This window comes from Paenibacillus sp. PvR098 (assembly GCF_017833255.1).
Lineage (GTDB): Bacteria > Bacillota > Bacilli > Paenibacillales > NBRC-103111 > Paenibacillus_G.
In genome coordinates this window covers 1,741,205-1,767,977 of sequence record NZ_JAFIBU010000001.1, presented here as the reverse complement: position 1 = coordinate 1,767,977, position 26,773 = coordinate 1,741,205, and the positions used below count along the sequence as shown (strand labels likewise).

Here is a 26,773-nt window from a genome sequence, read left to right as displayed (position 1 = left end):
ACCCTTAATGGGATGGCCTGTTATTTGTTGTCTGACTTGTGTTCTGGTTGCGGCGAACGGGAAGAGTAGGGTCGATCCCAAAGCGTTTAGAAAGCGTACCGTAGGTAGATCCGGTGACCGTGCTTTCCGAAGGAAGGCCTAACTGCGTCCGAAGCGAAGCGATTGCTGCACTGAGATCGTCTTCTTTCGGCACAATGTAGGGGCTATCCCATCGTCCATCCAAAGGAATGGATTCGATATGATCGGGCTTCAGCTTTTGGAAGGACAGGATGAACTTGCGCAGCTGATCCGCTGGAATATCGGTTTGCACGTTCCTGCCGGCAATTTCGAGCATGCCACCCCATTGGGTGATTCCGCTGAAAGAAGTCATTCTGTCAAGCAGCTTAGATATCACCTGCTGTTGCCGTTCATTACGGGCAATGTCCGAGGATTCTTGCGTACCTCTATTGGATTTGCGGTAGCGCAAGAAATCGAGCGTTTCTTTGCCGTCCAACGTTTGCATACCTTTGGTTAAGTTGATGTTCGTACCGTCAAAGTTATCCACATATCGCATATCCATGTCTACATCAACTTCAATTCCGTCCAGCTCATCGATCACTTGACGGAACCCGTCAAAGTCGATCACTGCCATATAATCGACAGGCACATCAAACATGCTGCTAAAGAACTGTTTGGTATTGGTAAGCGCAGTATCGCGGTCTTTATTATAGTAATAGGCGTAGTAATAGTTGGCTTTCTGTGAGGACAGCCCTATTCCGAATCCCCTCGGTTTTAACTGCAAATCACGCGGAATGGAAACCATGGTGGCTGAACGAGTCTCGGGATTGAGCGAGACCAGCATCATCACATCGCTGTTCATGCTTCCTCCACTGCCTTTGCGGTTATCCACGCCGACCAGCAAGAAGCTCATTGGCTTTAATTCGGCTGTTTTCTCAGCGGAGCTCTGTTGAGCACCTGCCGCGGCGGATACGGACATTTGCTCTAAAGCCTTATCGGCTTTATGTATTAAGTACCCTGCATAGCTCGCTGCTCCTATGCCCAGAATACCAAGGGTGAGCATGACGCTGCGCAGCGTTTTACGGTTTTTATTCTTCTTGCGCGGTGAAAACATCCGTCTTTCCTCCTGTTAAGGTTAAATTTGCACTATCTATCATAATAACGTATATTGAGGGGCAAAAGGTTACAAAATTATTAAATTTTCGACGGGCACTATTTTTCTTGATTTTTAAGTCTGGAAGCTGCTGATACGGATAGCTTAATGAGTTGACAGCTGACATGATTTGGGGGATAATGGGAAAAGGTGTCCTCTTACTTTATGGAAGTTTATTTTATTTTGTAAGAGTTTTGGAGCAGCGAAACATTGACCTATTCGCATGTTCGACATATTGGAAAGGAGAATGAAACATGTCTTACGATATTGCTATTATCGGAGCCGGTCCAGCGGGGGCCAGCGCTGCGCTTTTTGCCGCCAAAGCGGGCAAAAAGACATTGGTTGTCGATAACGATCAAAGTATTACAAAACGCGCTTGGGTAGAGAACCACTACGGAGTATTGGAAATCTCAGGTCCGGATCTCGTTGAGATCGGGAAGAAGCAAGCAGCCAAATTCGGTGCCGAGCTGGTTCAAGCCAAGGCTGTGAATGTAACGAAGACCGGCGAAGTCTTTCAGGTAGAGACGGAGAACGCAAGCTTCGAGGCGAAGCATGTTATTCTTGCCACGGGCATTTCCGTCGAACTCGCTGAACAAATGGGTGTGTCTACCAAGCCGGGAACTGAACCGCGGATTAAAACGGTTATTGATGCAGACGGTGACGGTAAGACTGGTGTGCCAGGGATCTGGGCGGCCGGTACGGCTGCAGGTGTAAGTGTGCATACGATCATCACAGCCGGAGACGGCGCAAAAGTGGCCATCAACGTCATTAGCGAGCTGAACGGCGAGCGCTATGTCGATCACGATGTGATGAAAGGTTAAAGCGAAAGCGAAGATGAAGGCGGCCTAAGGGCCGCCTTTTTGGTTTAATCAATCGTATTAGATCAATTGCCATGCTCATTTTTTACCTCGAATAGGGCACCCTTATCCTTTGGTACGCTCCACAAGGCGCGATGCTTTTTCCTGAATCCAGCCATAATTACCCGCAGCAATTTCTTTTAAATTGACTAGCGAGCCGCCGATGCCGACGCCGTAGCAGCCGATTTTGAAAAACTCCGCAATATTATCTTCGTTTACCCCGCCTACAGCCATCATCGGGATGTGATTCAGAGGACCCATCAGCTCTTTGATGTATCCCATGCCAAGGCTGGCGCCTGGAAAAATTTTCACTGCTGTTGCTCCGGCTTTCCACGCTTTGACGATTTCCGTCGGTGTCATGGCTCCAGGGAAGATTGGCGCGTCACGCCGGACAGCGTAAGCGATAACTTCCTCCTCCATATTGGGCGTAACCAAATAGGATGCACCCGCGTCCAAGGCTTTACGGGCATCCTCTACATCCAAGACTGTTCCTGCACCGATATATATGCGATCGCCAAACTGCTCCTGCAGCTTACCGATCATACCGAGAGCTCCGGGTGTATTCATCGTAATCTCCATGACAGGAATGCCTCCTGCCAGCAGTGCCTCCGCTACGCCGACAATGTGCTTTTCCTCAACACCGCGTACAATGGCTATGATTTTGACCTGTTCAATGTGTTGTAAGCCTTGCTCCCTGTTCATAACGATAAGTCCACCGCTTTCACATGTAATCAGGCGCGTAAGAAAACGCCTCCACTAGTCTCTATTATACCTTCTTTTTTCTTGTTGCCAACTAGCCTAAGGCAAAGATCTTTCAGTATACCCCCGGGAGGAACAGGGCACTCGTCCTTTTTTTAAATATTTGTGTCAAAAAGGCACTCGGCGTCTTATACTGTACTATCTCATAGGCATTAGTCCAGAAGCATGATGGATCGGAGGTGACAGCCGTGTGGTGGCAATGGGGACTCTTGCTCTGCATACTCGCATTCCTTCTATTTGTATTTTTCGCCATCCGGTTGGTACGAACGGCAACGGCGGCGTTGAAAAGAAGCGAGATGACGCTCGATTTCATGCAGGAGCAAGTGCGCAGGACGACGGAGGAGTCGGAACGGCTGCTCAAGGTCTCGACGGAAGTGATGCAAGAGGTGCAGGAGAAAATGCGTATGGTCGACGCCTGGTTTACTGCAGCGAACGAAACGGGAGAAGCGGTGAACCGGATGTCCCGTTCGGTCAAAGCGGTGTCTTTGGCGGTGGAAGATACGGTGGGGGAGGCTCGCAGAGCAGTACTTAACCACCGTGAGACCGCAAAAGATCTGGTGGAACTGATGTCGGCAGGTCTTCATCTATGGCATCGCTTGCAAGCTTCCAAACCAAATCAATCCAAGGAGTGAAGAGAAGATGAAAGCACAAAAAAGAAGCAAAGATTTGATGGTCGGAGCGGTAGTGGGCAGTGTGTTGGGAGCTGTAACCGCGCTTTTGCTTGCCCCCAAATCCGGGCGTGAGCTAAGAAACGATATCGTTGATGGCTATCAGCAAGTAAGCGAGAAGACGCAGAGACTTGCAGAGAATGTAGCCGATAAGTCGAAGCAGATCGTTTCGGCCGTATCGGAAACGTCCCAATCGACGGCGGAGAACATTGGACGGCACACTTCGGACTGGGCAGGAAAAGTAAAGGGGGTTGCCATTCAGGTCGGGGAAGAAGTGAAAACGTGGAAAAAGGGCAGCACGGCTCCGGAGCAGGACGATATAGCGACAGCTGAAGCGTCCGTTGCCGCTACAACCGCGGAGCGGGAGGAAGCATAATATGGATAACGGGACTTGGGATTGGAGACCAAGTCCCGTTCTTCGGATCTGTGAATACAAGACAAGCTGTCGGCAAATATCGTTCGCCTACTCGCTGGACGGCTATGTTGACGATTACGGATGTATTCATTACTGGAGGCAGCAGCTTTCTGGGCCATCGCGTCATCTTGGTCCAGCGTACTTGTTCGCAGTCTACTTTTCTTAGGTCAGATGTTTAAATATAATTGCTTATTATTTTTAATTATATGTTCAAAGTCGCTGGCTGGAATCGGTTTACTGAACACATTACCTTGAATCTCATCACAGCCTTGAGCAATGAGGAAACGGAGCTGCTCGATCGTCTCTACACCCTCTGCCAATGATTTGATTTTCAATTGGCGGGACATCGCGATCAATGCGGTTACAATCGCAGCACTGTCTTCGTCGAAGGAGATGTCTCGAATAAATGATTGGTCGATCTTCAGCGTATGGACATGGAATCGTTTCAAATAGCTCAAGGAGGAGTAACCGGTGCCGAAATCGTCAATGGAGATGCGCACGCCGAGCACCTTCAGCTTTTGTAAGGTTTCGATAATATAAGGGACATTGTTCATAGCAACATTCTCTGTGATTTCCAAGCAGAGCTGGTCGGGAGCCAACCCGGATTCTCGCAGGGTATCTATGACCACCTGCACGAAATTCGACTGGTGAAACTGTATCGCTGAAATATTGACAGATATGACGAGAGGGAGGTAGCCTTTGGTTAGCCACTCTTTATTTTGCATGCACGATTGCTTTAATACCCAATTGCCGATCGGTACGATCAGACCGGTTTCCTCTGCCAGCGGAATAAATTCCCCGGGGGAAACCATGCCCCACTCCGGGTGATTCCAGCGAATAAGGGATTCCATACCCGTTACGGAGCCATTACGAAGGTCGACGATGGGTTGGTAATAGACCTCAAACTCCTCGCGTTCCAGCGCTTTATGCAAATGAACCTCAAGATTCAACCGATGCAAGGAGCGCTTGTTCATATCGGGGTGGTAAAAATGATATGAATTCCCACCTTTCTCTTTAGAACGGTACATGGCAATGTCCGCATTTTTTAGAAGGCTTTCCACTTCGATGCCGTCACTGGGATAAATGCTTATGCCGATACTGGGCGTGACAAAAAGCTCGCGGTTCTTGATAACGAACGGTTCTTTCAGTAAATCAGGAATTCCTTTGGCAAACTGCGCAGCTTCGTCCGCATGAGCAATATTCGTCAGCAGTATGATAAACTCGTCACCGCCGAAGCGAGCGACGATGTCTTTACCGCGAACATAGCCTTGAAGCTTGCGGGCCAAAATTTGCAGCAGCTGATCCCCCACTTGATGTCCCAGCGTATCGTTAATGACCTTAAAGCGGTCCAAATCCAGAAAAATGACTGCCATCATTGCTCCTGTACTCTGAGCTTCCTCGAAATAACCTTTCAGCTTCTCGTCAAACATGGTGCGGTTAGGCAGATTGGTTAACGAGTCATGATAGGCCATATGCAAAATTTTCTGCTCTGCGACTTTGCGCTCATTGACTGCACGGATAGTAGCATACGATCGAAGAAACTGGTAATCATTCGTTTCGCTGATGATTTTGGCGAAAAGCTCCTCATGAAGCTTAGGGTTATGTTCTGAGGAAGCGGTGTCTGACGTTTTGATCAGCTGCATTGCATTCTCAATGTGTTCTTTATGAATTCTCGCTGCGGAGGCCGTTTTATTGATTTCCCGGCTTGATGACAGAAACACTAGGCCTTTCTTGGAATCGTATTGGTCCACATAATTCATATTGACAATATTGGCGCTGTCTAGCAGTCGAAACCCGTCCTCGAATAACCATTCTTCTAAGTTGTCAAAGGAAAAATCCAAATAGTACTGATCGTCTTTGGTATGAACAATGACTTCGCGGTCACGAATGCGGTCGATCTTGATTACATCGCTTGCATCGACTACAAACACCTCGGAACCACTCTTGCCATCGCGAGTAACGGGAATTTTCTGCATATCATTTCAGCTCCAAAGGAAAAGGATGAGGCTGACGTGCCATGGCCCGTCAGCCCTAAAGTGCGAGAATATCCTATTTTTTCAAAAGTTCTTGCGGAGTTTCAGGACGGTTTGCGATGATCGTGTTCGTGAAAACAAAGAATGAAGCAAGTACTAAAGCAATGCCATTAGCTACTTTTGCCATTTTCAGTTTCATAGTGCCACCTCCTCTCCAATAAGTTAAACAAGTAGTACCCCAACTTGGTTAAAGTAACGGATTGAACGAAAAATATGGCTGATAACAAGGAGGACTGAATGAAGAAGTTACTGCTTAAGTAAATTAAACAGATCCATTTTAACCATATATAGTTTTTGGGGTTAACGCGGCTTATATTCTCTAATCCTTCCGGGGCTTTCATCAAAAAGATAATGAAGCTAAGAATATTAAGAATGAAACCAATGGTAAAGTATGAATAATCGATATGGGCTAACGTGGTTAATATGGTCAATGAAAAGAGACAGCACCCCAGCGATGACTTGAGATGTGCGCCGCCACTCAGGTATCTTAAGAATAGAAAGGAAAAAATCGTGATAACCGCCTCTTGTAACCGACCGGTAAACGCACATAGGATTAACGTCGAGATGATGGCTATGGATGTGTTGATGAATAAACTGAGAGAATAAAATAGAACTTTCTCAGAAGCGGCTTCGGCATAATTATTACGGATTGCTCTTGTTATGCTCGCTGCGGAGCGATCGATTAAGTTCATCCTTCACAGGCCTCTCATATGTTTCTCTTATGATTTTTTTGTTGTGAATATATGCAACGTATATACCAATCAAAAAGATCAAAGCAATAATAATAGAACTTACTATATTCATAGAATGATTGTAAAAGGAGATTAATTCGATTTGAGCTAAAACGATACATATAACTAAAAAAGCCGACAATATAAAATTGTATCCTTTTAGTGCCGTTCGGGATGCTAAGTACTTCGTTTTAAATAGGAAACCGATCTTTCTTCTTTGCAGCAGATAGATGATCAATGAAAGGATTAATGCTGTAGTCAGCTGAATGGAGCCAAGAACGGCAACCGATTGTTGGATCTGTGATGGGTCAAACAAGCCTAGAGTGATGCCGGAAAGCATAACCGCGGATTCTGTGATCACCCCTGCGATAAACCCGATCACGCTGACAAGCAGCGAGTAGAAAAAGGGAATCCTGTACATGATCATAATTAATATAATTTTAGTAGAAAGAGAAGCAAGAACAGCGAAGATACCCAACTCGACGATATCTCTAAAGTAAAAACTAATGATTGACATTAATAGAGCGATACCGTAGATCTTATGTAAGTAGTAAACAAACTGAAAGCGAAACATGGTTAAAGAGAGCACAATCATTGCGCTTAGTTCGATGGAAGAAAGAAATACCTTTATTGCGAAACTCATTAGAATTTGGCTCCCTTGTTTTCTATTCTATAGGGTAAATAGCTCTTGGTACATAGTCAAATAGTCATGCAATTCTAAAATCAAGTTATAATCAACTTATCTTTTGTTATCTAAATTTTATTTGATGTTAAGTTTAATACACTTTGGGGAGGGTGACAAGCGAATTATGTCGAATTCTGCTGATTACTTGAATGTTTTGATTTTTTGAATAATAATGAAGTGTTGACGCTTACTAAAGCATCATAATGCACTCAAGATAGGGGCACCTCTTAATGAAAACAAACGATATATTCGTAGTGCTGATATATTTAGTGCTCATAGGACCTAGACCTACAGGTGCTGCGATTTTTGATAATAAGTATTATGTCGCCATAGCACCGTTAGTGGCCATCCTCCTCATTTATTTCTGTATGAGAAAAGAAATACAGTTGGTCGATTGGAATGAAGCATTAAAGGGAAGCCGCACGAAGGAAGCTTTTTTTAAAAGCTTACAATATGTTATTTATGCACAAGCGGCTTCAACCATCTTGTTTGGCTCATCCGTAGGTCTCTCTGATGAATTGATCAAGACCTACATCCTTATGCCTTTTTATGCAATTATCGTTGCGCCTATAGCGGAAGAGCTTGTCTACAGAAAAATCATATTCGGATACTTAAGTAAATTTACCCATTTTTGGATTGCTTCAGGTATTTCTTCCTTAATATATGCTTTTGGCCATTTTAGCTGGAATCGATTTATCGGGTACTTTTTAACCGGAATCATTTTTTGTTATTTTTATAAAAAGACTCAATCCGTCATCCCCACGATCGCAGCTCATCTTGTCATTAACTTCATTTCGCTGCTGATTCTTAGCTTAAAACTATAAGAGATCATTGCTCCCTTAGCCTAGTCATCCGACATTTCTTTAATATAAAAATAACGTGTGATCCCTATGAGTAACATTACGGAAAACGATTGAATGATTGCCGTTTCGGTTTTCCAATAGAATATCGAAGATACGGTAAGAATGATGACCAACAGTCCGATACTCATCATAAAAAACATCGTTGTTTGAAAACGGGGCTGAATGTGTTTTTTGCCGTTGATCTGAAAGGGCACAAATGAAAAACCGAGCCTACACTTTTTCAAGATCAGGCTTGCGGATAAATTCAGCACGAGTAAAAATACGGCCGGCAGAGCCAAGCTTTCTTGCGCTAAGACAAAAAAATCTTCCGACGTGATCTGACTGACGATTAAATAGAATACGATTTCCGATGTTGTCTGCACCAGATAGATGACTACACTAACAATCAAGGCATATACAAACCTTAATTTAAAAATCAAGTAAAAACAAAGGATGACAAAAAGAGGCTGCAGAACGGCTAAGCCAAAAACAGAATGGGTAGATTGAACAAAAATAGTTATCAGGGTGATCACGGCAGAACTGACAACTAAATGTATTCGGTGGTCTTTAAGTCGCTGACGAAATACAACCAAGGCGAAAACGAACATAGACAGCCAGCATACAAAAAATAAGGGAATTAAATACACTATGCTCATGATATACCAACTTCACCCATGTTTTTAGTGGGAAATGCTATTACGGTACATTTGCTCCAAAAGATCAAGCTTATAACCGAATTTGTCACCTCAACGTGGAAAAACAAGCCCGCAGCACATGAGGGTGCAGACGGGCTGTTACGTGTCGAGTGTATAAGAATAGAAGCTCTCAAAATAAGGGGGAATAAAACGGATCCCATGATGCCTGTCATTTTCTGTCTACCCCTTGCTGCTGTTGCAAATTTATTTATATTTGTTTATTTGCCGCTGAAAAAGACGTAGCGTTTTCGCTTTTGCCGAATGTGAATTCCAAGCTTTTCTCGGTGTTAACCGCTACTTTGCGGGAAATCAAATCGTGATATTTTTTCTGACGGATCGCCGATATGGTAACCCGGGTCCCAAGGCCATCTTCGTCAAAATAGAGCAGGCCTTTGCGTTCGTCATACTTGCGGATGTGATGAAGGTTAACGTATAGGTCAGTATCCATTTTCTTAAATCCATGCTCTTCCAGCTTGTCTAAAAAAGTGCTGAAATCCAAAAGTGAATCAATGCTGTGAACGAAGTTCGATCTACCGGTATGATAAGTGATCTCCTTCATGCCGATTTCGATATAATAGATGTGCTCAAGTTCCATGTCTATTCGGTTGCCGACCGATTGCGAAGCGACATCGCTGCTAAGGAGATGTCCCGCTTTAATCATCAAATCCGTATATGGATAACCGTATGCAGCCGAAAGCTTCTTCAGCGTATCGGGTGAAGGGGTGATTTTATCATTGGTCGAACGGTTACGTTCCAGCTCAAGGTCTCTGATATAAGCATGAGAAAGGCCGCTTTTCTTTGCCGCTTCTCTTAATGACATGGAACCTCGAAGTCCTTCAAGAAACTTTCCGAAATCAGGAATAGGTTGTCCCACCGTGCTCACTCCTTTCTAGTCCTATTGTAATAGACAAACGCCGGAAAAGGAATAGTTTTATTGAAATTTACGTTAATCTGCTAAAGTCCCCTTGACGACTTGTAGTATCGATACTACAGTAGTGTTATTAACTTTTTTAAGCATGAAGGGGGGAGAATGATATTGAGAGATAAAATAATGAGTCGTTGGAGCACATACGAACCCTTCTATGTCTCGTTTAATGGGTATAAAGTAGCCGACATCGTTATTACCAGCCACGCACTTAGCCGTTGGACCGAACGCGTGGAGATCGAAGAGGGCGGAATTGAGCATATTTGCCGTTTTTTGTGGGACAAATTAAAGCATGGCGGGGTCCAGCCTTATTATGCTAATGAGAAGGACGTATATTTAATCGACGGGGATTTGGTGATGGTGTCCGAATTTGTCGAATTAAAAGATGAAATCGATCTTGCGGGTAACCCTTTGCATAAAATGATTGTGGTAACATTTCTTGGGCGCGTATCCCAAGACATTCAACTTCGCGATTTGAAAACGTATTATTCGTGGCTGCGGCATACTCGCCGAATGACACTTGTGAAGCATGGAAGAAAAAGAAAATAATGTGAATGAATGATTACAGGCTGGCCTTCGGGTCAGCCTTTTTTGGTTTCGTGTGATTCACCATAGATATCCAAGTGTTGTTGATATGGGTTATTGGATCTATGATGTATAAATTGCTTCCATTCAAGGGGAAATTAGGTGGAAAGGGGAAGAGGAGGATAGATCATGGCCCGTGATTTGCCGATTGGTAACGGTAATGTATTGATGAATTTTGATGCGCACTACAATTTACGCGACATCTATTACCCTTATGTTGGTCAGGAGAATCAAGCCCTTGATCATTTGTCGCATTTTGGCGTATGGTCTGCGGAGGATTTCTTTTGGATTGATGATCCTGAGCTCAAAAAACAGGCGGGGTACTTGAATGATTCCATGGTGACAAACGTTCAATGCATGCACGATCGGCTTGGGCTGAAGCTTTTGCTTCGTGATGGGGTAGATGTGCAGGACAATGTATTTGTGCGCAAGGTTCAAGTAGATAATGCCTGGGATCGGGAGCGCACGGTGAAGCTGTATTTTCATCTCGATTTGCATTTGTACGGTAATAACGTGGGCGATACGGTGTATTATGATCCGGAGCTTAGATCCCTTGTATTTTACAAGGGACACCGCTATATGTCACTTTCTTGCCACGAAACAGGTCAGAAAGAGTCCGCCCCGACATCGTATGCCATCGGTCAAAAGGAGGTGCATCGGCTGGAAGGCACTTGGCGGGATGCTGAAGACGGGCAGCTCGGACGTCTTCCGATTGCGCAGGGCTCTGTAGATGGAACGATCGAGCTTGAAGTCAAGCTTCCACCGAAGGGGACCAAAGAAGTATGGTTTTGGATTTGCTTCGGTCGGGATTATCGGGAAATAGCAAAGCTGGAAAGGTGGGTACGATCGGCTACGCCCCATACGACACTGCAGCGGACCTATAACTATTGGCTGCACTGGTTGTCTCAGGATCGTCATGATTTGCAGCTCCTGGAAGCGGATATCGCATCCTTTTATAAAAAAAGTCTTCTGATCATAAGATCCAACACGGATAATCGCGGGGCGATCATTGCGGCTAATGATTCGGATATTATGAAATTCGCCAAAGACACGTATTCGTATATGTGGCCAAGAGACGGAGCGCTTATTACGCATGCACTGGATCGATCGGGCTATCATGCCTTGACGAAGAAGTTTTTTCAATTCTGCAAACGGGGACTTTCGGATGAGGGGTATTTGATGCATAAATACAATCCGGACGGCTCTGTTGGTTCAAGCTGGCATCCTTGGGTGAATGGACGAGGAGAAAAGCAGCTTGCGATCCAGGAGGACGAAACGGCTCTTGTTATATACACGCTGTGGCATCATCATCGATTAGCCCGGACCATAGACGAAGCTCGTGACGATTATGAGAAGCTGGTGCTGCCGGCGGCCGAATTTATGGTGAAGTATACAGATGCATCGGGCTTGCCGCTGCCGTCCCATGATTTGTGGGAAGAACGTTATGGCGTTCATTTGTTCACGGTGGCAAGCGTGTATGCGGGCTTGCTGGCGTCCGCAGGTTTTGCGGATTATTTCCATGACAAGTTAAGGGCATTGCATTACCGCGATAAAGCGGAACGAATGAAGCAAGCGGTAGAACAGCAGTTTTACTCCGAGCAGGAGCATCGCTTTATTCGTTCCCTGTATTGGAATGACGAAAAACAGCTGTATGAACAGGATCTGACTTTGGATGCAAGTATGTATGCAATCTTTGACTTCGGGATGTTCGCACCGGATGATTCCCGGGTCGCTTCGACGATGAAAGCGATTCGGGAGCGGCTGTGGGTGCAGACGGACATCGGCGGGCTTGCCCGTTATTCGAACGACTATTATCATCAGGTGACGAAGGATATCGGCAAAGTACCCGGCAACCCGTGGTTTATTTGCACGCTTTGGTATGCGGAATACGTGATAGCGGCGGCTAAGACCGAACAGGAGCTGAAGGAAGCCGAAGACCTGCTGCGATGGACAATAAGCCATGCATTGCCTTCTGGTGTGCTGGCGGAACAGGTCCATCCGTATACGGGCGAGCCGTTATCTGTGTCGCCGCTCACTTGGTCACACTCTACGTTCGTCAAAGTGGTTCAGGAGTATTTGTCTAAGCTGAAGCAGTTCCGGTATAAGGCCCGCAGCCTCGCGGATCAAAGCGATTCAGAGCTTCTGAAGGCGGGTGAACGGGCATGAAGGGGGTGCTGATAACCGGGTTGGCTCTCGGGGGCGGAGGTCAGGCCGATCAACCCAAGCTGGAGCTTGGTGAGATGGAGATGCCTCGAAGAAGAACCCCATCGGATGTTCTCGTGCGCGTTCTTTGCGTTGGGCTGGACGGCACAGACCGGGAAATCATGACGGAGAAATACGGCGTACCGCCAGTTGGCGAAAGCGCGCTGACGATTGGGCACGAATCGCTGGGCGTTGTGGTGGAGGCCGATCCAGCTACAGGATTTCGCATGGGCGATGCGGTCTGCGCGCTGGTGAGGAGGCCGTGCGCCGAGCCGGATTGCGTGAGCTGCCGAAATGGTCGGCAGGATTTTTGCGAGAGTGGGCAGTATGTGGAGCGGGGGATCAAAGGCGCCAACGGCTTTTTGTGTGAGTATTACGTAGAAGATGCCCGATATTTGGTGAAGGTTCCGGTTAAGGCTCTAGCCTATGGGATTCTTACAGAGCCGCAAAGTATTGTCGAGAAGGTGTGGGATGAGGTGCAGCGCGTTCAGCAGCGGCTCGTATGGCAGCCAAAGACGGCAGTCGTGCTCGGTTCGGGGCCGCTCGGACTGCTGGCCGCCATTACCTGTCGATGTCTGGGACTGGAGACGATCGTATGGTCCAAATCGCCGGATGATTCTGCCGGAGCGGAGCTCGTACGTGCTTGTGGCGGAATCTACAAGGAGGCAGAGGACGGATCGAAGGCAGAGAAGGGGAGCCTTGTTCAATCGCCGCTGGGCGCATTCCTGCAGGCCAGCGGCAAGCGGGCTGATCTTATTTTTGAATGCACGGGTTACAGTCCTCTCGCCTTTGATGCGATGACCGCGGTCGGTCCCAACGGAGTGCTGGCCTTGCTTGGAGTGACGCCGGGGAAGCGCAGCATCCGCATTGCATCCGACATGATCAATCAGGAGCTTGTGCTCGAGAACAAGTGCGTGCTTGGCTCGGTGAACGCTTCGCGCAAAGATTTTGAGACGGGATTGTACCGGCTTCAGCTCATCGAGTCTCGATTCCCCGGTTTGTTGGATCGGATCATAACAGAGCGGCTTATGATGGAGGAAGTGCCGCAGCTCGATTTTGACCGGATCGGCATCAAGGCCGTAGTTGATTTGATCCCTCGGGAGCAGTGGACGACACTGGTAAAGCATAGCGGCAAGGAAGTGGAATACAGCTTCTCGGTCTAAAGCGTTATAGTAGGATAAGCAGGCGAGCTTTCTCCGTGTGGGGGTGGCTCGTTTGTTGTCTTTTAGGCTTAGTTGAAGCCGGCATATCCAACTGCGATTGTCCGGTGAACGAATGGCTTAAAGCATGTTGGAACACTCCGCCAGTTCTGATATGATGGAATTAATAGAGAGGAGAGAGTAGGTTACATGAACTGGAAGAACACGATCCGCGAGAACGGGCTGCATTTTTCTTGTTTCGTGGCGTTGACCGCCACCCTCGGCAGCTTGTATTTTTCTGAAATTCTACAATATACGCCCTGCAAGCTTTGTTGGTACCAGCGTATTTTAATGTATCCGCTCGTGTTAATACTCGGCATTGCCGCTGTGCGTAAAGAGCGGCATATGTACATTTATGTGCTGCCTATGTCAATTTGGGGAGCGGGCATCTCCTTTTATCATTACCTGATGCAAAAAACGGCCTGGTTTAAAAGCGGTGCGGAGGCCTGTGGTCCGATTCCATGCGATGTTGACTATGTGAATTACTTCGGATTCATCACCATCCCTTTTCTGGCACTAATTGCTTTCGTCATCATCGCTATTTTGCAAATTTTGATGTGGGCAGCGGAACGCAAATAATGGGCTGTCCTCTTTCGAAGGGGAACCGCTGTGCGACGGGCAGGGTGACTAAACTACGGGCGAAGGAGAACTACGATGAACAGAACAGTGATGAGTTGGTTTATAACCGCGGTCCTTACCGGGGTGCTGACGGCATGTACCGGGGAACAGGCTGCCGAGACGCCCAAGTCTTCCGTATCCGAACAGGCGCAGGACAAACTGTCAGCAGCGACTGTAGAACTATCAAGTAAGGTGACGCCCGAACCGCCACAGGCTGGTCCGGCAGACCCGGCCTTGGCTCCGGCTCCATCTTCGGCTGCAGGGGCAGTATATGGAAACGGCAAGCCGCCTGCAGCCTCTCCGGGTCCGAAGAATCCGGAAGGTCCCATCATGAAGGATCATCCGAAGCCGAAGGAACCGCCGTCCCAGACTTCCACCGCCGGTGATCGAAAGGTGATTTCGTGGTACTACATGAAGAAGCCGAAGGGTCAGGTGCCGGGTTTTCCCGGAGATACGAAGAAGTATACGAAGGACATGAAGGCTCTATGGGTCGGAACGGGCAAGAAGGTTTATTTGACCATTGACACCGGCGGTCCGCTTGGGGATATTGACTTGCTTGTCAAATCGCTGAAGGACAACGATGTGAAAGCAAACTTTTTTATTGCTGGATATAATGTGAAGAAAAATCCGGATTTCATCCGCACGCTCGTGAAGGATGGGCATTTGGTCGCTAATCATACGATGACTCACTCCGATATGAATACACAAACGGATGAGCAGGTACGCAAAGAGATTGAAGATTACGAACAGTTATATAAAGAAGTGACAGGCAAAGAAATTCAGCCGTTTTTCCGCTTCCCATACGGCCGCTATAATATGCATTTATTACAAATGGTATCCGATATGGGATATACATCCGTCTTTTGGTCCACGGCGATGAGAGATTGGGAGCCGCGCAAGAACGGTGCGGAGGACCCGTATAACGATATTATGAACAACCTGCATGACGGCAATATCATTTTGATGCATCAAGGGTCGCCAGAAAATATCGAAGCTCTCGACCGTATCATCAAAGCGGTACATAAAGCGGGGTACGAATTTGCTCTATTAAACGATATCTAGCCGCCTTGCACCAATTTTTCCCTCTATTCATAAACTGAAAAAAACATCATCATTTTAATATACCAACATAAAGGAAGCGAAATCACGTGCAGCAAGCGATAGCCATATTGGATTCAGGGGTTGGGGGATTGACCGTGGCCAAGGAGGTCATGCGTCAGCTACCGCAAGAAAAAATCATCTATTTCGGGGATACGGCACGTACGCCATACGGTCCGCGGCCGGCGGAAGAAGTCTTGGATTTTACCCATCAAATCGTTGATTATTTGCTTCAATTCGATCCGAAAATGATTGTCATAGCGTGCAATACGGCAACGGCGGTAGCTCTTGAAGAAATTCGCAGCAGACTATCCATCCCTGTCGTCGGAGTGGTCCATCCGGGCGCCCGTGCAGCGATCAAGACAAGCAGGAGCCAGAAAGTCGGAGTGATTGGAACCGAAGGAACCATCAAGAGCCATGCTTACGAGATCGCTCTGCGCCAAATATCTCCGCAAATTCAAGTGGTCAGCCAAGCTTGTCCTTCGTTCGTACCGCTGGTGGAGCAGGGCTTGTTCAATACCGATGAGACCCGGCAGGTTGTAGAAGAAACATTATCCGAGCTGCGGCAGAAGCCACTGGATTGCTTAATCCTCGGTTGTACCCATTATCCGTTTCTTTCCGATATCATTTCTTCTGTCATGGGACCGGAGGTTACACTCATCAGCTCGGCAGACGAAACGGCCAGAGAAATCAGTACAATCCTGTATCATAAGGGGATGCTGGTGACTTCAGGTACGATCCCGGTGCATCAATTCTCTTGTAGTGGAGATCCGGTTTTGTTCAAGAAGATCGCACAGTCGTGGTTGAACGAGCAAATTAAAGTAACACCTGTGGTTTGGCAGGTTCCGAATATTATTTAGTTCACCGTCATAAGCATTTAGCAAGGCTATCGACACCCTTTAGGCGTGGATAGACGAATCATGCTTGGAAGGGAGGGCTAAACCTTGACATTCCCTTATGTGGTGGGACGCGGAGATACGTTATTCCGGATTGCCGCGAGGTATGGCTTGAATCTGACGGAGCTGGTCGCGGCTAACACGGGCGCAGACCCGCGTCGTCTTCGTATCGGACAAACCATTGTTATTCCTCCTAGCAGGGAATGGAGTGTTGTGGATACTGCCAAACCCTATCATTATAAGGACATGATGGAGGATTTGGATCAGCTGCAGCAGACTTATCCGTTCCTGAGTGTCGAATCGATCGGCAGGAGCGTGCTCGGAAAGAGCATTCCGGCCATCCGTATCGGTATGGGCCCTAAGGAAGTGCACTACAACGGTTCATTCCATGCGAATGAATGGATCACAAGCTTGCTCCTGATGAAGTTCGTTGAGGATTATGCTGCCGCTTATATGAACGGCAAGCCGCTTAGGACACGCGACGTAAAGAAGCTCTACGAACAAACGTCGCTATGGATCGTTCCGATGGTCAATCCGGACGGGGTGGAGCTCGTACTGGAGGGCCTTACGAGAGAGAATCCAAATTATGAACTGTTGATCCAATGGAACAGCGGATCGTTGGACTTTACAGGGTGGAAGGCCAACATTCGCGGAGTTGATCTTAATGACCAGTTCCCGGCGGGCTGGGAAGTTGAACGCGAGCGGCGGGGGGTACCTGGACCTGGACCGCGGGATTTTACGGGTACCGAGCCTCTCTCTGAACCGGAAGCGCTGGCCATGGAGCAATTCACACGAAGCCGAGATTTTCAGCTGGTAGCAGCGTTACATACGCAGGGAAAAGAATTATACTGGAATTACCGTGACCTGGAGCCCCCGGAATCGGAAGTAGTGGCGTGCCGGTTGGCCAAGGTTAGCGGTTATACTGCGGTTAAGCTGCAGGGCAGCGATGCGGGATACAAGGATTGGTTTATTCAAGAATTTCGGCGTCCAGGCTTTACCGTGGAGGCGGGGATCGGCGTCAACCCGCTGCCGCTTGCCCAATTTAGGCAAATCTATCATGACGTTGTTCCTCTGATGCTAGAGGGGTTGACGTCGGTTCAAGTCAAGCTGTCATGAAGGAAACCATCATCTTGTTAATGGGGCAAGCTAGCGTCTGTGATGACAGACGTAAGCTTGTTTTGTTGCTGCGGAAGAGGCTGCATCGAAATACAAAGCAAATGGTGTATAATAGGATTAGGTGTATTCAAGTTCAAGGGAGGAGAGGCACCATGTGGAAGCGATTATTATCCATGAAGCGTTGGGCGCATGTTTTCCGTCGTATTGTGCCGCTGCTGCGCTCTTCACGCATCCCGTTCCGCGAAAAGCTGTTTTTCGCCGTTCCGGCGTTGGTCTACTGGCTCATGCCGGACGTGCTGCCGACGCTGCCGATTGACGATATTGCCGTAATGATGCTGCTTATGAACTGGTTTACTGACCGGGCAGAACGTAAATACGGCGCATAACAAACAAGAGTGCCCTCAAGGACAGCTCTTTCGTACAGAAGGCCAGCCAGAAAATTCTGGCTGGCCTTTTTTTGTTAACAACCTAACGGATGGCATCTGGATCCTGTTCGTATTCCTCGGCGGGCATACGGATCCATTTTTTCAAATAGCCTTGTTCATATAGGGCTTTAATCAGAATGATCAAAATCGGCGATAAAATCAGACCTGCGACCCCAAAGAGCGATAAGGAAATGATGACAAACGTCAGCATGGTGAAGGCCGATACGCCGAGCGAATCGCCGGTGATCTTGGGTTCAAGGATTTGTCTGGTGGTAATGACTACAGCAAGTAGAACCGAAAGCCAGATCGCGAGCGTCGTTTGTCCGACGATGAACAAATAGATGATCCATGGGATGAACAGGGTAGATACGCCGAGTAGTGGAAGCACATCAAATACGGCGGAGAGAAGCGCTATGGAAAAAGCGTTCTTTACCCCCAACAAGAGCAGCGAAATGAAAACGACGATAAACGTCAGCGTGATCAGCTTGGCCTGGGCCTTGATGTAGGTAACAATGCCTTTCAGTACGTTTTCTCGTAAAAAATGGAATGCCTTTTTAAACGTATTGGGGGTTTTCTCTTCCGCTGTACGCTTCCATGATTCTATTTCGATGCTTAAGAAATAAGCCAAAATGATCCCGATCGCAAAATTAACCACAAAGGTTGAGAAAGAGGTTAATGCCGTAAATGTGCCCGTGAGAAAGCCGGTAACAAATTGGGTTATTTTACTCGTAATGGCCGTTGAATATTCTTGGGCCTGTTCTATCAGATCCTGCGTAGGGAGCGGTCCCAAATAGTCCTGAAGCGCTACGGAGCGCTCAATGATTTCTCTTTCCATGACGGCTGTATATTCGGGAAACTTGTCTTTGAGATTTAAAATCTGAGTTGTAAAAATAGCGCCCAATCCGGTTATCGCACCGAGTATGACCAAAATAAACAAGATGGTCGAAATGCCTGAGGCAATCGATTTTTTGATTCCTCTGCGGTGCAGCCATCTCGCCGGCGGTTCGATGATCATGTAAATGAGGAACGCAAAGAAGATCGGCGTTGCAATCCGATACAAGAAACTGAAAATGTACATAAACAAGTACACCGTCAAAATCAGGAGAGCAATGTCGAAGATAGTTTTGTAATATTTGCGGTAAAAAGTAATCATTTAGTCACCTCAGGTTCATCATTCATCTGCGGCTTGAGTATATCCTTTGGCCGCCCATAACTTCATTTCTTTTATCATTTGGCGCAAAATCGTATCCTTTGCCCGTCTGATTTTACTTGACTTTAACGACAACCGTCGGATATATGCGGTCCGCTCAAGCACGCCGTTGTCTTCCAAAGTAGAGCAGCGCGTCCGTCAGAGATATGGGGCTAACTTCCATTTTATATAACAACTCGTAGAATAGCAACTGAGGGGCTTGTGAGGATCATAAGAGAGGATAGATTAGAAATCGCTATTATGATATCATAGAACGACAAAGGTTGCTTTCGTTCTCATATTTCTATACAATAAGGGGAAAACGATAAGCTGTGGGAGATGTGAAGTCATGAATTGCAAAATTTCGCGTAATGCTGCCAAGGTGCTATTGGCCGAAATAGAGAAAGAAGAAAACAAAGAATTGAAGCTTCGCATATACGTGACGCACTCGCATGGGGACCATGCACATTACGGTATGGGAATGGACACGCCTACGGAAAACGATGTTGTCGTCTCGACGGACAAGGGCATCGATGTTATCCTTCAGAAGGACGATCCGTTTCTGGACGGTATTCGGATCGATTACTTCTATACGCCTGAGGAAGGCTTTTCGGTGACCAATCCTGCCAAAGGCAATCACGGTGATCATTGATTGTTTTTCAGGTTCATTAAAGGTAACCGACTTAGAAAGGAAACACCTGTATGGCCAACGATATACGGATCTGTGATAAATGTAAGCATATGAGAATGAAAACGGCTTTACCGAAGCTCCAGAAGCTGGTGCCTGATGCAGAAATCAAGGTGGGGTGTAAATCCTACTGCGGACCTTGCTCACGGTTTGCCTTCATCTTCATTAACGGCCGGTACGTTACCGGCAAAACTGAGGACGAAGCGATTGAAAAGGCAAGTAAATATGTGAAGTAACGAAATAGCGGATGAAGAAGCGCTTTGTTGAGGGTGAGAGGATTAAGGCCCATAAGTGCTTCCGAATCCGCTATTTTTTCTTTTTACGAATGGGTTATGAGGTCTTGTCGTGACTATTCGAACCGCAAGAGGAGCAATTGTAGACTAAAAAAGTTGAAAATAGTTCCAAAGACTTAATGTATTTGTTGAAATTGGGAAATTTGAATTATGTATTCCTTAGGCCTTATCTTTTATTCTTAAGGGAATGAATTTCATAAAAAGACATTTTTCGAGCGTACTCGATAAAGGCAAACCAGGCGAAAGCCTGGGCGCGCAAAACTACAGGGGCTAAAGTGCTGGTTCCAGCGCTATGCCAGCCAGTTGTCGAAGGTACGGAGCGACGCATAGATATGCAAACCCCCGTACCCCGTTGGCGAGAGTCTGATTGTTGTTGAAAAAGGAGCGATAACGGATGCAGGGTCAGGATCGGAGCATCATGACGAGAAAAGGTTTTTACACAAAAGTGGGGGATGATTTCGTAGGCGTATTTTTGTCGAACGAGGGTCCGAAAATGTTCATCAACCGTGAGACCTATGAACTGATGGCACCATGCTGGGACGTCGAAATGGTAAAGGGACGCAGCAGTCAGATCATTAACTTTTACTGGCGCGGTGAAGTGAAGCTGTCCATAAGATGCGAAGCGGATAATGATGTATTCATGCCGTTGTTTGATTATTTGAGCTGCCGGGAAACTGCGGTTCGACTCGCTTGATTCTTCAGAAAAGAGTTCGGGGAGAAAGCATGAAAAAGAACCATTTCTATGGCAATGCTGCCGGAAGAAATGGTTCTTTTTTTTGCGAGCTTTTGTTCTAGGACTGCCTTAGAGCGAACATGGCCATATGGTAAAATGGAGGGTTTCCGAGTCCATCCCAGCTCTACTCAGCCCGAGTTTATGCCTCGGGGCTTTTCGGTTCATTGCTTTTACGCCAGCCGAATAAGCCTCCTGGGGCAAAATATTGGTAAAGGTTGCACTCAATACGGCCGTTGAAGAGCTTGCGTTTCTTGTCGGTTTTGCGCCCCATGTAATGCTCAAACTGTTTGTTCGGGCTCAGTATGAAGGCCGACCATGTGGGCAGCTGCTCGTACATATGACCGAATTGGCGTATAGCCCGTTCTGCTTCGCTCTGGTCGCCCAGACGCTCGCCGTAAGGCGGGTTGGTGACGATACATCCGTAGTCTCCCCGCGGAACGGCCTTGGCTACCGGAAGCACCTGAAGCGTCAGCTCCTTCGCCAGCCCGGCAGCCTTCGCCGCAGCCAACGCGACTTCAATCGCTCCCGGATCGATATCAGAGCCTGCAATCTGGAGAGGGATGTCATCCCGTACAAGATCATAGGCTTCCTCGCGGGCCTCGTCCCACAATTCCTGTGGCACGAGCGGCCATTCTTCGGAGTTGAAGCTGCGCCTGAGGCCGGGGGCCAAATTCCAGCCGATCATTGCGGCTTCGATCGGAATCGTGCCCGATCCGCAGAACGGATCGTATAGCGGGCGTTCCGCCTGCCAACGGCTAAGCAGCACCAAGGCCGCGGCCATGGTTTCTTTCAGCGGGGCTTCGGTGATGAGCTTGCGGTAGCCGCGCTTATGAAGTCCGGGACCTGTCGTGTCCAGCGTCAATGTGGCGATGTCGTTCAGAAGCGACACTTCGATGACGTAGCGGCCTTCTGTCTCACGATACCATTCTGTGCCGTAACGCTGCTTCATGCTTTCTACGACGGCTTTCTTAACGATGCCTTGACATGCCGGTACGCTGGACAGCTGCGACTTATGCGAACGTCCTTCCACGGGGAATTCCCCGTCCTCGGGAATCCAATCCGGCCAAGGCAGCGCCTTGACACCTTCGAACAGTTCGTCGAAGGTACGGGCTTCGAATTGTCCCATCTTGACGAGCACGCGGTCTGCCGTGCGAAGCCACAGGTTGGCGCGGCATATGGCCAAGTAGTCGCCAACGAACGTGACGCGTCCGTTCTCTACCGTGATCTGTTCATAGCCGAGATCACGGACCTCTCTGGCAACGACGGCCTCGAGCCCCATGGGGGAGGTGGCGATGATTTCAATGGAATCTAAAGACATGTTGAATTCACTCCGTATCTGTAATGAGAGGCGAAGGGCCCCGAATATCATCAGGTTGAACAAAGCTTGGAAAAGCCATACAATTAATTAGTATAGGCGATCGACAGTGATTATACAACGATAGCAAACCTCAGGGGCATAATTTGAGCGCCAAATCGCACGGAGTTGGGAAGGATGGAGAATATCATGACAGCACCATTAACGCCAGAACAGTATCCAGAACAGTATTTGGAAGCCCTTTTTGAGACAGATGAGCCATTAGAGCGGGTTAAAGTAGGCATTCGGGCCAACAACATGCCTGAAATCTCGATTGCCCCCGGTTATGGAAGGTTATTGACCATGTTGGTTCGTATTTCGGGGGCCCGGCAAGTGCTTGAAATCGGGGCGCTCGGAGGATACAGCGGCATTTGTCTGGCCCGTGGTTTGCCGCAAGACGGCAAGCTCGTATCGCTCGAGTTGAAGCAGGACTATGCCGACCTGGCGCATAAGCATCTTCGCGAGGCTGGGTTTGAAGGGAAGGTGGAGTACCGGGTTGGTGAAGCGCTGGACAGCCTGAAGGCACTCGATGCGGAAGGACGGAGGTTCGATCTGTTTTTCATTGACGCAGATAAAGGGAATTACCCGAATTACTTGGAGTGGGCGATCAAGCTGGGCCATCCCGGCGCTATTATTCTCGGGGACAACCTGCTCATGCGTGGGAAAGCAATGAATCCTGGAGAAAAAGGGAACGCGGTTACGAAGATGAGGCAATTTACTGAAGCTGTGGCGCGGGACCCAAGGCTCGAAGGCGTGCTGCTGCCCGCTTATGATGGTTTAGCGATAGCACGAGTCAGGGAATACTCATAAAATGAGAAGCTGTTTTCAAGTCCCGGTAGGGAAAGGGCGCTGCTGCACTAATGTTTTTCGTCGAGAGGAGGATGGGAATTGACACAGGTGCGAGTAGAAAAAGATTTTCTGGGCTCCAAGGAGGTTCCGTCTCAGGCTTACTATGGCATTCAGACGCTGCGGGCAGTGGAGAATTTTCCGATTACCGGTTACAAAATCCATACTGAATTGATTCGTGCGATGGGAATGGTCAAGAAAGCGGCCGCTGCCGCCAATATGGAAGTCAAACAGTTGAATCCGGGCATCGGCCAGGCCATCGTTCAGGCTGCACAGGAAATAGTAGACGGACAGTGGCACGATCAGTTTATCGTTGACCCGATTCAGGGAGGGGCAGGCACCTCCCTGAACATGAATGCGAACGAAGTGATTGCCAATCGGGCAATCGAGCTTCTTGGCGGAACCAAAGGCGATTATTTTTCGGTGAGCCCGAATACGCACGTCAATATGGCTCAATCGACTAACGACGCGTTCCCGACGGCCATCCATATTTCAACCCTCTCGTCGATTCAAAAGCTGCTTGGGACGATGCGCGAGCTGTACGCCGTCTTTGCTGAGAAAGCCCGGGCTTTCGATAGTATTATCAAAATGGGACGGACGCACCTGCAGGATGGGGTCCCAATTCGGCTAGGCCAAGAGTTCGAAGCTTATGCACGGGTGCTCCTTAGGGACATCGAACGCATCAGTCATTCGCAGCGGCATCTCTACGAAGTTAACATGGGGGCTACTGCTGTAGGAACCGGACTTAATGCAGATCCTAGATATATCGTGAGGGTGGTTGAGCTTCTGGCGGAAGAAAGCGGCCTTCCGTTAATCAGGGCTGAGCATCTGGTTGATGCTACGCAGAACACGGATGCTTACACGGAAGTGTCTTCTGCTTTGAAAGTGTGCATGATCAACATGTCCAAAGTCGCGAACGATTTGAGACTGATGGCTTCCGGACCGCGTGCCGGCCTTAGTGAAATTATGCTGCCTCCCCGTCAACCGGGTTCATCCATCATGCCGGGGAAGGTCAATCCGGTCATGTGCGAGGTTGTAAATCAGGTTGCGTTCCAGGTAATCGGCAATGATCATACTATTTCTCTTGCTTCGGAAGCGGGGCAGCTTGAGCTGAACGTAATGGAGCCGGTTCTCGTGTTTAATCTGCTGCAATCGCTTAGTATGATGGATCAGGTGTTTCAGGTATTTAATAAGTACTGTCTGCAGGGCATCGAAGCCAATGTTGACCGCTGCAAAGAGTATGTCGAGAAGAGCGTGGGAGTGATCACCGCATTGAATCCCCATCTCGGCTACGAGACGGTCGCTCGTATTGCCCGTGAAGCTATACTGACCGGACGCTCAGTAAGAGAATTATGTTTACTATACGATGTGCTCAGGGAAGATGAACTGAATCTGATTCTCGACCCTTACGAAATGACTAATCCCGGCATCGCAGGAGCCTCTTTATTGGCAGACAAGACGGAGTAGGGTAGACACAAGCCTGCAAAAGGCGCCAATCGTGTATAGGCGCCTTTTTCGCATGACATGGAGCGGCATAGCCGAACAGTACTAGTGAATTACAATGACAAAAGAAGCGCTGGCGAATATAGTTTCGCTAGCGCTTCTTTGGCTAGATTACGTATCTTTGGGTTAGAAATGATCTGCCTCCGCCGTTACCTTTCTTCCCGATATCCGAGCTCATGAGAGATTTCCCGGGTAATGTGCAGCAGCTCCTGAATCCACTGCTCTTGATAAGGCATCATGCGGTCGGATGGTCCAATGACACTGACGGAGGCCGGGACTTTGCCATCTGCATCGAAAATGGGAGCTGCAATTCCTGTCGCACCTACGTTACGCAGGTTGGAGCTGAGCTCGTAGCCGTTCTTCCGAATTTCTTCGAGTCGCTTCTTCATCATCTGCGAATCGGTAATGGTATAAGGGGTGAACCTCTTTAAATCGTCAGAAAGCACCTCATTAATAAAGTCCTCGTCGCGAAAAGCGAGCATCGATCTGGCTGCGGAAGTCGCATATAGAGGGAACCTTCTGTATTCTTCCGCGTTGAATCGGATCGGATATTGCGCATCGATTTTGTCGACATAAATGGCATCCCTTCCGTCGATCACGCACAGGCAAACGAGCTCCTTCGTCTTTTCTGAAAGCCTTTGTAAGTACGGCTTAGAAAAATCTACCAAATTATGATTCTTCAATACTTTGTTACCAAGCTCGAGCAAAGTATATCCTAATGAATACTGCTTGTTTAAAGGGTTTTGCTTGATGAAGCCCTCACTTTCGAGTGTCATCAGCATCTTATGTACAGCTCCCTTGGAAAGATCGAGCTTTCGACTTAATTCACTGACGCCAAGTTCCTTTGGCGAATTCAGAAACATTTTTAGAAGCTTACAGCTGTTTTTAACAGAAGATAAAAGATTTTCCATGGAATATGAACTCCTTATCTTAATATGCTAGGGTTGACCTTGAAATCAGAGTAAGTGTATCACAAACTGAGCGTTCTTCTCATCTCCTTAAGCATGATGTGATGTAAACTTCCATAGGCTACAAATATTTTAAAAATAGTATTGCGAAACCCACTACTCCATGCTAAAATCACAGTATGTTTTACATATAGAAAACATCGTTCTCATATAGTGAACGATATCACAACTGAGGAGGAAACTCAATGAAGAAAAAAGCGGGGATTTTAGCAGTTTTGACTTTATGCGGAACGGTACTGGCAGCATGTGGTTCATCTTCACAGGAAACACCGGCTCCTGCAGCGGGCTCGACAGGACAAGATACGCCTGCAGCAGCGGTGGAGAAGCAGCTTGTCATCGCTGGTAATGGCGCAACCGTTGAACAAATGATGAAAGATGAAGTGTTCAAGAAGTTCAATGAAAAGTATCCTGATGTAAAATTAACTTACGTAGCCGGCGTAGCAACGGAAATTGTTGCTAAGGTCAAAGCTCAAAAGGCTGCTCCTCAGATCGACGTTACTGTAATCGAAGCAGGCGAGCAGGAAGCAGGCCGCGTGGAAGGCTTGTGGGAGCCTATTACAGAGAAAGAAATCCCTTCGATTTCTAAAGTATCCCCTGTGCTTAAGGTCAATGAGAACAGCGGTGTAGCCGTCAACTTTACACCAATGGGTATCTCCTACAACGCCGCACTTGTGCATTCCAAAGGCTTGCCGGTACCGCAATCCTGGAACGATCTGGCTAGACCGGAAATGAAGGGCAACCTTACGCTGAGTGAAATTTCCAGCAACTTCGGCCGTTCTGCGCTGATCATGCTTTCTTATGCTAACGGCGGTTCGGAGAAGGATATGGAGCCAGGTTTTAAGCAATTGGAAACGATTGCAGGGTATATGCCGACATTCGCCAAAAATGCAGCGCAATTGCAGCAAAACCTGCAAAATCAAACAGCGGCTTATACCGCATGGACGATGGCTCGCAGCTTAGTGCAGAAAGACGCAGGACTTGAGCTTGAATTCGTTATTCCAAAGGAAGGTTCCAACCTGGTGCCTACTGTAGCTTCTGTAGTCAAAGGCGCGAAAAGCCCGAATGCAGCTAAGCTGTTCGTTGAATTCTTGCTGTCCGACGAAGTGCAAGCCTCTTATGCCACAAAGCTCTATTATAACCCGGCTACGGATGTAAAACTTCCGGAAGACATTTCCAAAAAGCTGAACGTGGACATGAGTAAAGCGGTTAAATTCGATTACACCGTTCTCAGCAGCGAATCGCCAAAATGGCTAGACCGTTTCAACAAAGAAATCGCACCCAAAGTAGGAAAATAGGTGAT

General features: G+C 47.7%; 30 protein-coding genes and 1 riboswitch. Of the genes, 19 read left to right on the top strand and 11 right to left on the bottom strand.

All coding sequences use genetic code 11. The features are described from left to right. Positions 1–4 precede the first annotated feature (4 nt). Positions 5–1,111 carry an LCP family protein gene (locus JOE45_RS08840; RefSeq protein WP_210020548.1) on the bottom strand — a complete coding sequence of 369 codons (1,107 nt, stop codon included), beginning with the start codon at positions 1,109–1,111 and terminating at the stop codon, positions 5–7. A gap of 293 nt (positions 1,112–1,404) precedes the next feature. Between JOE45_RS08840 and JOE45_RS08835 the strand changes: the two genes are divergently transcribed. Then, positions 1,405–1,971 (top strand): FAD-dependent oxidoreductase, encoded by a 567-nt coding sequence (locus tag JOE45_RS08835; protein WP_210020549.1) that lies wholly within the window; start codon positions 1,405–1,407, stop codon positions 1,969–1,971. Between the two features lie 102 nt (positions 1,972–2,073). On the opposite strand, the gene JOE45_RS08830 is transcribed toward JOE45_RS08835, so the two are convergent. Then, the gene (locus tag JOE45_RS08830) at positions 2,074–2,709 is read right to left on the bottom strand and encodes a bifunctional 4-hydroxy-2-oxoglutarate aldolase/2-dehydro-3-deoxy-phosphogluconate aldolase (protein ID WP_210020550.1); all 636 of its coding nucleotides are present in this window, start codon (positions 2,707–2,709) and stop codon (positions 2,074–2,076) included. A 245-nt stretch (positions 2,710–2,954) separates the two neighbouring features. Between JOE45_RS08830 and JOE45_RS08825 the strand changes: the two genes are divergently transcribed. Genes JOE45_RS08825 through JOE45_RS08815 form a run of 3 tightly spaced genes read left to right on the top strand, consistent with a single transcriptional unit; the run spans position 2,955 to position 4,015 of the window. After that, a complete protein-coding gene (locus tag JOE45_RS08825) occupies positions 2,955–3,398 on the top strand; it encodes a DUF948 domain-containing protein (RefSeq protein WP_210020551.1) in 444 nt (147 codons plus the stop codon). A gap of 7 nt (positions 3,399–3,405) precedes the next feature. Continuing rightward, positions 3,406–3,810 (top strand): YtxH domain-containing protein, encoded by a 405-nt coding sequence (locus tag JOE45_RS08820; protein ID WP_210020552.1) that lies wholly within the window; start codon positions 3,406–3,408, stop codon positions 3,808–3,810. Between the two features lies 1 nt (position 3,811). After that, entirely contained in the window at positions 3,812–4,015 is a 204-nt protein-coding gene (locus JOE45_RS08815) for a hypothetical protein (RefSeq protein ID WP_210020553.1), read from the top strand. Position 4,016: 1 nt separating this feature from the next. Here the strand turns inward: JOE45_RS08815 and JOE45_RS08810 are convergent, their stop codons facing one another. From JOE45_RS08810 to JOE45_RS08795, 4 genes are all read right to left on the bottom strand, one after another. Beyond that, on the bottom strand, positions 4,017–5,825 hold the full coding sequence (locus JOE45_RS08810) for an EAL domain-containing protein (protein WP_210020554.1): 1,809 nt from the start codon (positions 5,823–5,825) through the stop codon (positions 4,017–4,019). 73 nt (positions 5,826–5,898) lie between these two features. Then, positions 5,899–6,021 (bottom strand): cyclic lactone autoinducer peptide, encoded by a 123-nt coding sequence (locus JOE45_RS08805; RefSeq protein ID WP_210020555.1) that lies wholly within the window; start codon positions 6,019–6,021, stop codon positions 5,899–5,901. Continuing rightward, a complete protein-coding gene (locus JOE45_RS24165; RefSeq protein ID WP_210020556.1) occupies positions 5,993–6,574 on the bottom strand; it encodes an accessory gene regulator B family protein in 582 nt (193 codons plus the stop codon). Before JOE45_RS24165 ends, JOE45_RS08805 begins: the two co-directional genes overlap by 29 nt. Next, entirely contained in the window at positions 6,525–7,256 is a 732-nt protein-coding gene (locus JOE45_RS08795; protein WP_210020557.1) for a hypothetical protein, read from the bottom strand. Before JOE45_RS08795 ends, JOE45_RS24165 begins: the two co-directional genes overlap by 50 nt. 272 nt (positions 7,257–7,528) lie before the next feature. On the opposite strand from JOE45_RS08795, the gene JOE45_RS08790 reads away from it, so the two are divergent. Continuing rightward, positions 7,529–8,122 carry a CPBP family intramembrane glutamic endopeptidase gene (locus JOE45_RS08790; protein ID WP_210020558.1) on the top strand — a complete coding sequence of 198 codons (594 nt, stop codon included), beginning with the start codon at positions 7,529–7,531 and terminating at the stop codon, positions 8,120–8,122. A gap of 20 nt (positions 8,123–8,142) precedes the next feature. Here the strand turns inward: JOE45_RS08790 and JOE45_RS08785 are convergent, their stop codons facing one another. Together JOE45_RS08785 and JOE45_RS08780 are read right to left on the bottom strand one after the other, a co-directional pair. Next, positions 8,143–8,550, bottom strand: a complete 408-nt coding sequence (locus JOE45_RS08785) for a hypothetical protein (protein ID WP_210020559.1) — start codon at positions 8,548–8,550, stop codon at positions 8,143–8,145. 493 nt (positions 8,551–9,043) lie between these two features. Further along, positions 9,044–9,709 (bottom strand): helix-turn-helix domain-containing protein, encoded by a 666-nt coding sequence (locus JOE45_RS08780; protein ID WP_210020560.1) that lies wholly within the window; start codon positions 9,707–9,709, stop codon positions 9,044–9,046. 162 nt (positions 9,710–9,871) lie between these two features. On the opposite strand from JOE45_RS08780, the gene JOE45_RS08775 reads away from it, so the two are divergent. The 8 genes from JOE45_RS08775 (at position 9,872) to JOE45_RS08740 (ending at position 17,860) form a co-directional block, all read left to right on the top strand. Beyond that, positions 9,872–10,309, top strand: coding sequence for a hypothetical protein (locus JOE45_RS08775; RefSeq protein ID WP_210020561.1), 438 nt, complete (start codon positions 9,872–9,874; stop codon positions 10,307–10,309). Positions 10,310–10,474: 165 nt separating this feature from the next. Next, entirely contained in the window at positions 10,475–12,511 is a 2,037-nt protein-coding gene (locus tag JOE45_RS08770; protein WP_210020562.1) for a glycoside hydrolase family 15 protein, read from the top strand. Further along, complete coding sequence (locus tag JOE45_RS08765) at positions 12,508–13,710, top strand: glucose 1-dehydrogenase (protein WP_210020563.1); 1,203 nt, start codon at positions 12,508–12,510, stop codon at positions 13,708–13,710. The genes JOE45_RS08770 and JOE45_RS08765 overlap by 4 nt, the downstream gene beginning before the upstream one ends. Positions 13,711–13,896: 186 nt before the next feature. Then, entirely contained in the window at positions 13,897–14,325 is a 429-nt protein-coding gene (locus JOE45_RS08760) for a disulfide oxidoreductase (protein WP_210020564.1), read from the top strand. Between the two features lie 75 nt (positions 14,326–14,400). Then, on the top strand, positions 14,401–15,426 hold the full coding sequence (locus JOE45_RS08755; protein WP_210020565.1) for a polysaccharide deacetylase family protein: 1,026 nt from the start codon (positions 14,401–14,403) through the stop codon (positions 15,424–15,426). An 86-nt stretch (positions 15,427–15,512) separates the two neighbouring features. Next, entirely contained in the window at positions 15,513–16,322 is an 810-nt protein-coding gene (gene racE, locus JOE45_RS08750; protein ID WP_210020566.1) for a glutamate racemase, read from the top strand. Between the two features lie 84 nt (positions 16,323–16,406). Beyond that, positions 16,407–17,474 (top strand): M14 family metallopeptidase, encoded by a 1,068-nt coding sequence (locus JOE45_RS08745; protein ID WP_210020567.1) that lies wholly within the window; start codon positions 16,407–16,409, stop codon positions 17,472–17,474. Positions 17,475–17,626: 152 nt separating this feature from the next. Then, positions 17,627–17,860: a hypothetical protein gene (locus JOE45_RS08740; protein ID WP_210020568.1), complete on the top strand. Its 234-nt coding sequence runs from the start codon at positions 17,627–17,629 to the stop codon at positions 17,858–17,860. An 82-nt stretch (positions 17,861–17,942) separates the two neighbouring features. Here the strand turns inward: JOE45_RS08740 and ytvI are convergent, their stop codons facing one another. Next, positions 17,943–19,052, bottom strand: a complete 1,110-nt coding sequence (gene ytvI, locus JOE45_RS08735) for a sporulation integral membrane protein YtvI (protein ID WP_210020569.1) — start codon at positions 19,050–19,052, stop codon at positions 17,943–17,945. A gap of 385 nt (positions 19,053–19,437) precedes the next feature. On the opposite strand from ytvI, the gene JOE45_RS08730 reads away from it, so the two are divergent. The 3 genes from JOE45_RS08730 (at position 19,438) to JOE45_RS08720 (ending at position 20,763) form a co-directional block, all read left to right on the top strand. Continuing rightward, positions 19,438–19,740: an iron-sulfur cluster assembly accessory protein gene (locus JOE45_RS08730; protein WP_210020570.1), complete on the top strand. Its 303-nt coding sequence runs from the start codon at positions 19,438–19,440 to the stop codon at positions 19,738–19,740. Between the two features lie 50 nt (positions 19,741–19,790). Continuing rightward, positions 19,791–20,012, top strand: a complete 222-nt coding sequence (locus tag JOE45_RS08725) for a YuzB family protein (protein WP_210020571.1) — start codon at positions 19,791–19,793, stop codon at positions 20,010–20,012. A 276-nt stretch (positions 20,013–20,288) separates the two neighbouring features. Beyond that, positions 20,289–20,380, top strand: a riboswitch (cyclic di-GMP riboswitch). Between the two features lie 83 nt (positions 20,381–20,463). Further along, positions 20,464–20,763: a hypothetical protein gene (locus JOE45_RS08720; protein ID WP_210020572.1), complete on the top strand. Its 300-nt coding sequence runs from the start codon at positions 20,464–20,466 to the stop codon at positions 20,761–20,763. A gap of 178 nt (positions 20,764–20,941) precedes the next feature. Here the strand turns inward: JOE45_RS08720 and JOE45_RS08715 are convergent, their stop codons facing one another. Then, complete coding sequence (locus tag JOE45_RS08715; RefSeq protein WP_210020573.1) at positions 20,942–22,120, bottom strand: THUMP domain-containing class I SAM-dependent RNA methyltransferase; 1,179 nt, start codon at positions 22,118–22,120, stop codon at positions 20,942–20,944. Between the two features lie 186 nt (positions 22,121–22,306). Between JOE45_RS08715 and JOE45_RS08710 the strand changes: the two genes are divergently transcribed. After that, positions 22,307–22,966 (top strand): O-methyltransferase, encoded by a 660-nt coding sequence (locus tag JOE45_RS08710; protein ID WP_210020574.1) that lies wholly within the window; start codon positions 22,307–22,309, stop codon positions 22,964–22,966. 78 nt (positions 22,967–23,044) lie between these two features. Further along, positions 23,045–24,469 (top strand): aspartate ammonia-lyase, encoded by a 1,425-nt coding sequence (gene aspA, locus JOE45_RS08705; RefSeq protein WP_210020575.1) that lies wholly within the window; start codon positions 23,045–23,047, stop codon positions 24,467–24,469. A 185-nt stretch (positions 24,470–24,654) separates the two neighbouring features. Here the strand turns inward: aspA and JOE45_RS08700 are convergent, their stop codons facing one another. Next, on the bottom strand, positions 24,655–25,416 hold the full coding sequence (locus JOE45_RS08700) for an IclR family transcriptional regulator (protein WP_210020576.1): 762 nt from the start codon (positions 25,414–25,416) through the stop codon (positions 24,655–24,657). 242 nt (positions 25,417–25,658) lie between these two features. Between JOE45_RS08700 and JOE45_RS08695 the strand changes: the two genes are divergently transcribed. Continuing rightward, entirely contained in the window at positions 25,659–26,768 is a 1,110-nt protein-coding gene (locus JOE45_RS08695) for an extracellular solute-binding protein (protein ID WP_210020577.1), read from the top strand. Positions 26,769–26,773: the final 5 nt, after the last annotated feature.

What these genes read in the sequence shown, in the direction of transcription:
- JOE45_RS08710 (WP_210020574.1), top strand. Translation starts at nt 22,307, where the DNA reads ATGACAGCACCATTAACGCCAGAACAGTATCCAGAACAGTATTTGGAA.
- JOE45_RS08760 (WP_210020564.1), top strand. Translation starts at nt 13,897, where the DNA reads ATGAACTGGAAGAACACGATCCGCGAGAACGGGCTGCATTTTTCTTGT.
- JOE45_RS08725 (WP_210020571.1), top strand. Translation starts at nt 19,791, where the DNA reads ATGGCCAACGATATACGGATCTGTGATAAATGTAAGCATATGAGAATG.
- JOE45_RS24165 (WP_210020556.1), bottom strand. Translation starts at nt 6,574, where the DNA reads ATGAACTTAATCGATCGCTCCGCAGCGAGCATAACAAGAGCAATCCGT.
- JOE45_RS08770 (WP_210020562.1), top strand. Translation starts at nt 10,475, where the DNA reads ATGGCCCGTGATTTGCCGATTGGTAACGGTAATGTATTGATGAATTTT.
- JOE45_RS08840 (WP_210020548.1), bottom strand. Translation starts at nt 1,111, where the DNA reads ATGTTTTCACCGCGCAAGAAGAATAAAAACCGTAAAACGCTGCGCAGC.
- JOE45_RS08700 (WP_210020576.1), bottom strand. Translation starts at nt 25,416, where the DNA reads ATGGAAAATCTTTTATCTTCTGTTAAAAACAGCTGTAAGCTTCTAAAA.
- JOE45_RS08810 (WP_210020554.1), bottom strand. Translation starts at nt 5,825, where the DNA reads ATGCAGAAAATTCCCGTTACTCGCGATGGCAAGAGTGGTTCCGAGGTG.
- JOE45_RS08755 (WP_210020565.1), top strand. Translation starts at nt 14,401, where the DNA reads ATGAACAGAACAGTGATGAGTTGGTTTATAACCGCGGTCCTTACCGGG.
- JOE45_RS08820 (WP_210020552.1), top strand. Translation starts at nt 3,406, where the DNA reads ATGAAAGCACAAAAAAGAAGCAAAGATTTGATGGTCGGAGCGGTAGTG.
- JOE45_RS08695 (WP_210020577.1), top strand. Translation starts at nt 25,659, where the DNA reads ATGAAGAAAAAAGCGGGGATTTTAGCAGTTTTGACTTTATGCGGAACG.
- JOE45_RS08765 (WP_210020563.1), top strand. Translation starts at nt 12,508, where the DNA reads ATGAAGGGGGTGCTGATAACCGGGTTGGCTCTCGGGGGCGGAGGTCAG.
- JOE45_RS08740 (WP_210020568.1), top strand. Translation starts at nt 17,627, where the DNA reads ATGTGGAAGCGATTATTATCCATGAAGCGTTGGGCGCATGTTTTCCGT.
- JOE45_RS08795 (WP_210020557.1), bottom strand. Translation starts at nt 7,256, where the DNA reads ATGAGTTTCGCAATAAAGGTATTTCTTTCTTCCATCGAACTAAGCGCA.
- JOE45_RS08790 (WP_210020558.1), top strand. Translation starts at nt 7,529, where the DNA reads ATGAAAACAAACGATATATTCGTAGTGCTGATATATTTAGTGCTCATA.
- JOE45_RS08730 (WP_210020570.1), top strand. Translation starts at nt 19,438, where the DNA reads ATGAATTGCAAAATTTCGCGTAATGCTGCCAAGGTGCTATTGGCCGAA.
- JOE45_RS08720 (WP_210020572.1), top strand. Translation starts at nt 20,464, where the DNA reads ATGCAGGGTCAGGATCGGAGCATCATGACGAGAAAAGGTTTTTACACA.
- JOE45_RS08715 (WP_210020573.1), bottom strand. Translation starts at nt 22,120, where the DNA reads ATGTCTTTAGATTCCATTGAAATCATCGCCACCTCCCCCATGGGGCTC.
- ytvI (WP_210020569.1), bottom strand. Translation starts at nt 19,052, where the DNA reads ATGATTACTTTTTACCGCAAATATTACAAAACTATCTTCGACATTGCT.
- JOE45_RS08835 (WP_210020549.1), top strand. Translation starts at nt 1,405, where the DNA reads ATGTCTTACGATATTGCTATTATCGGAGCCGGTCCAGCGGGGGCCAGC.
- JOE45_RS08815 (WP_210020553.1), top strand. Translation starts at nt 3,812, where the DNA reads ATGGATAACGGGACTTGGGATTGGAGACCAAGTCCCGTTCTTCGGATC.
- JOE45_RS08830 (WP_210020550.1), bottom strand. Translation starts at nt 2,709, where the DNA reads ATGAACAGGGAGCAAGGCTTACAACACATTGAACAGGTCAAAATCATA.
- JOE45_RS08805 (WP_210020555.1), bottom strand. Translation starts at nt 6,021, where the DNA reads ATGAAACTGAAAATGGCAAAAGTAGCTAATGGCATTGCTTTAGTACTT.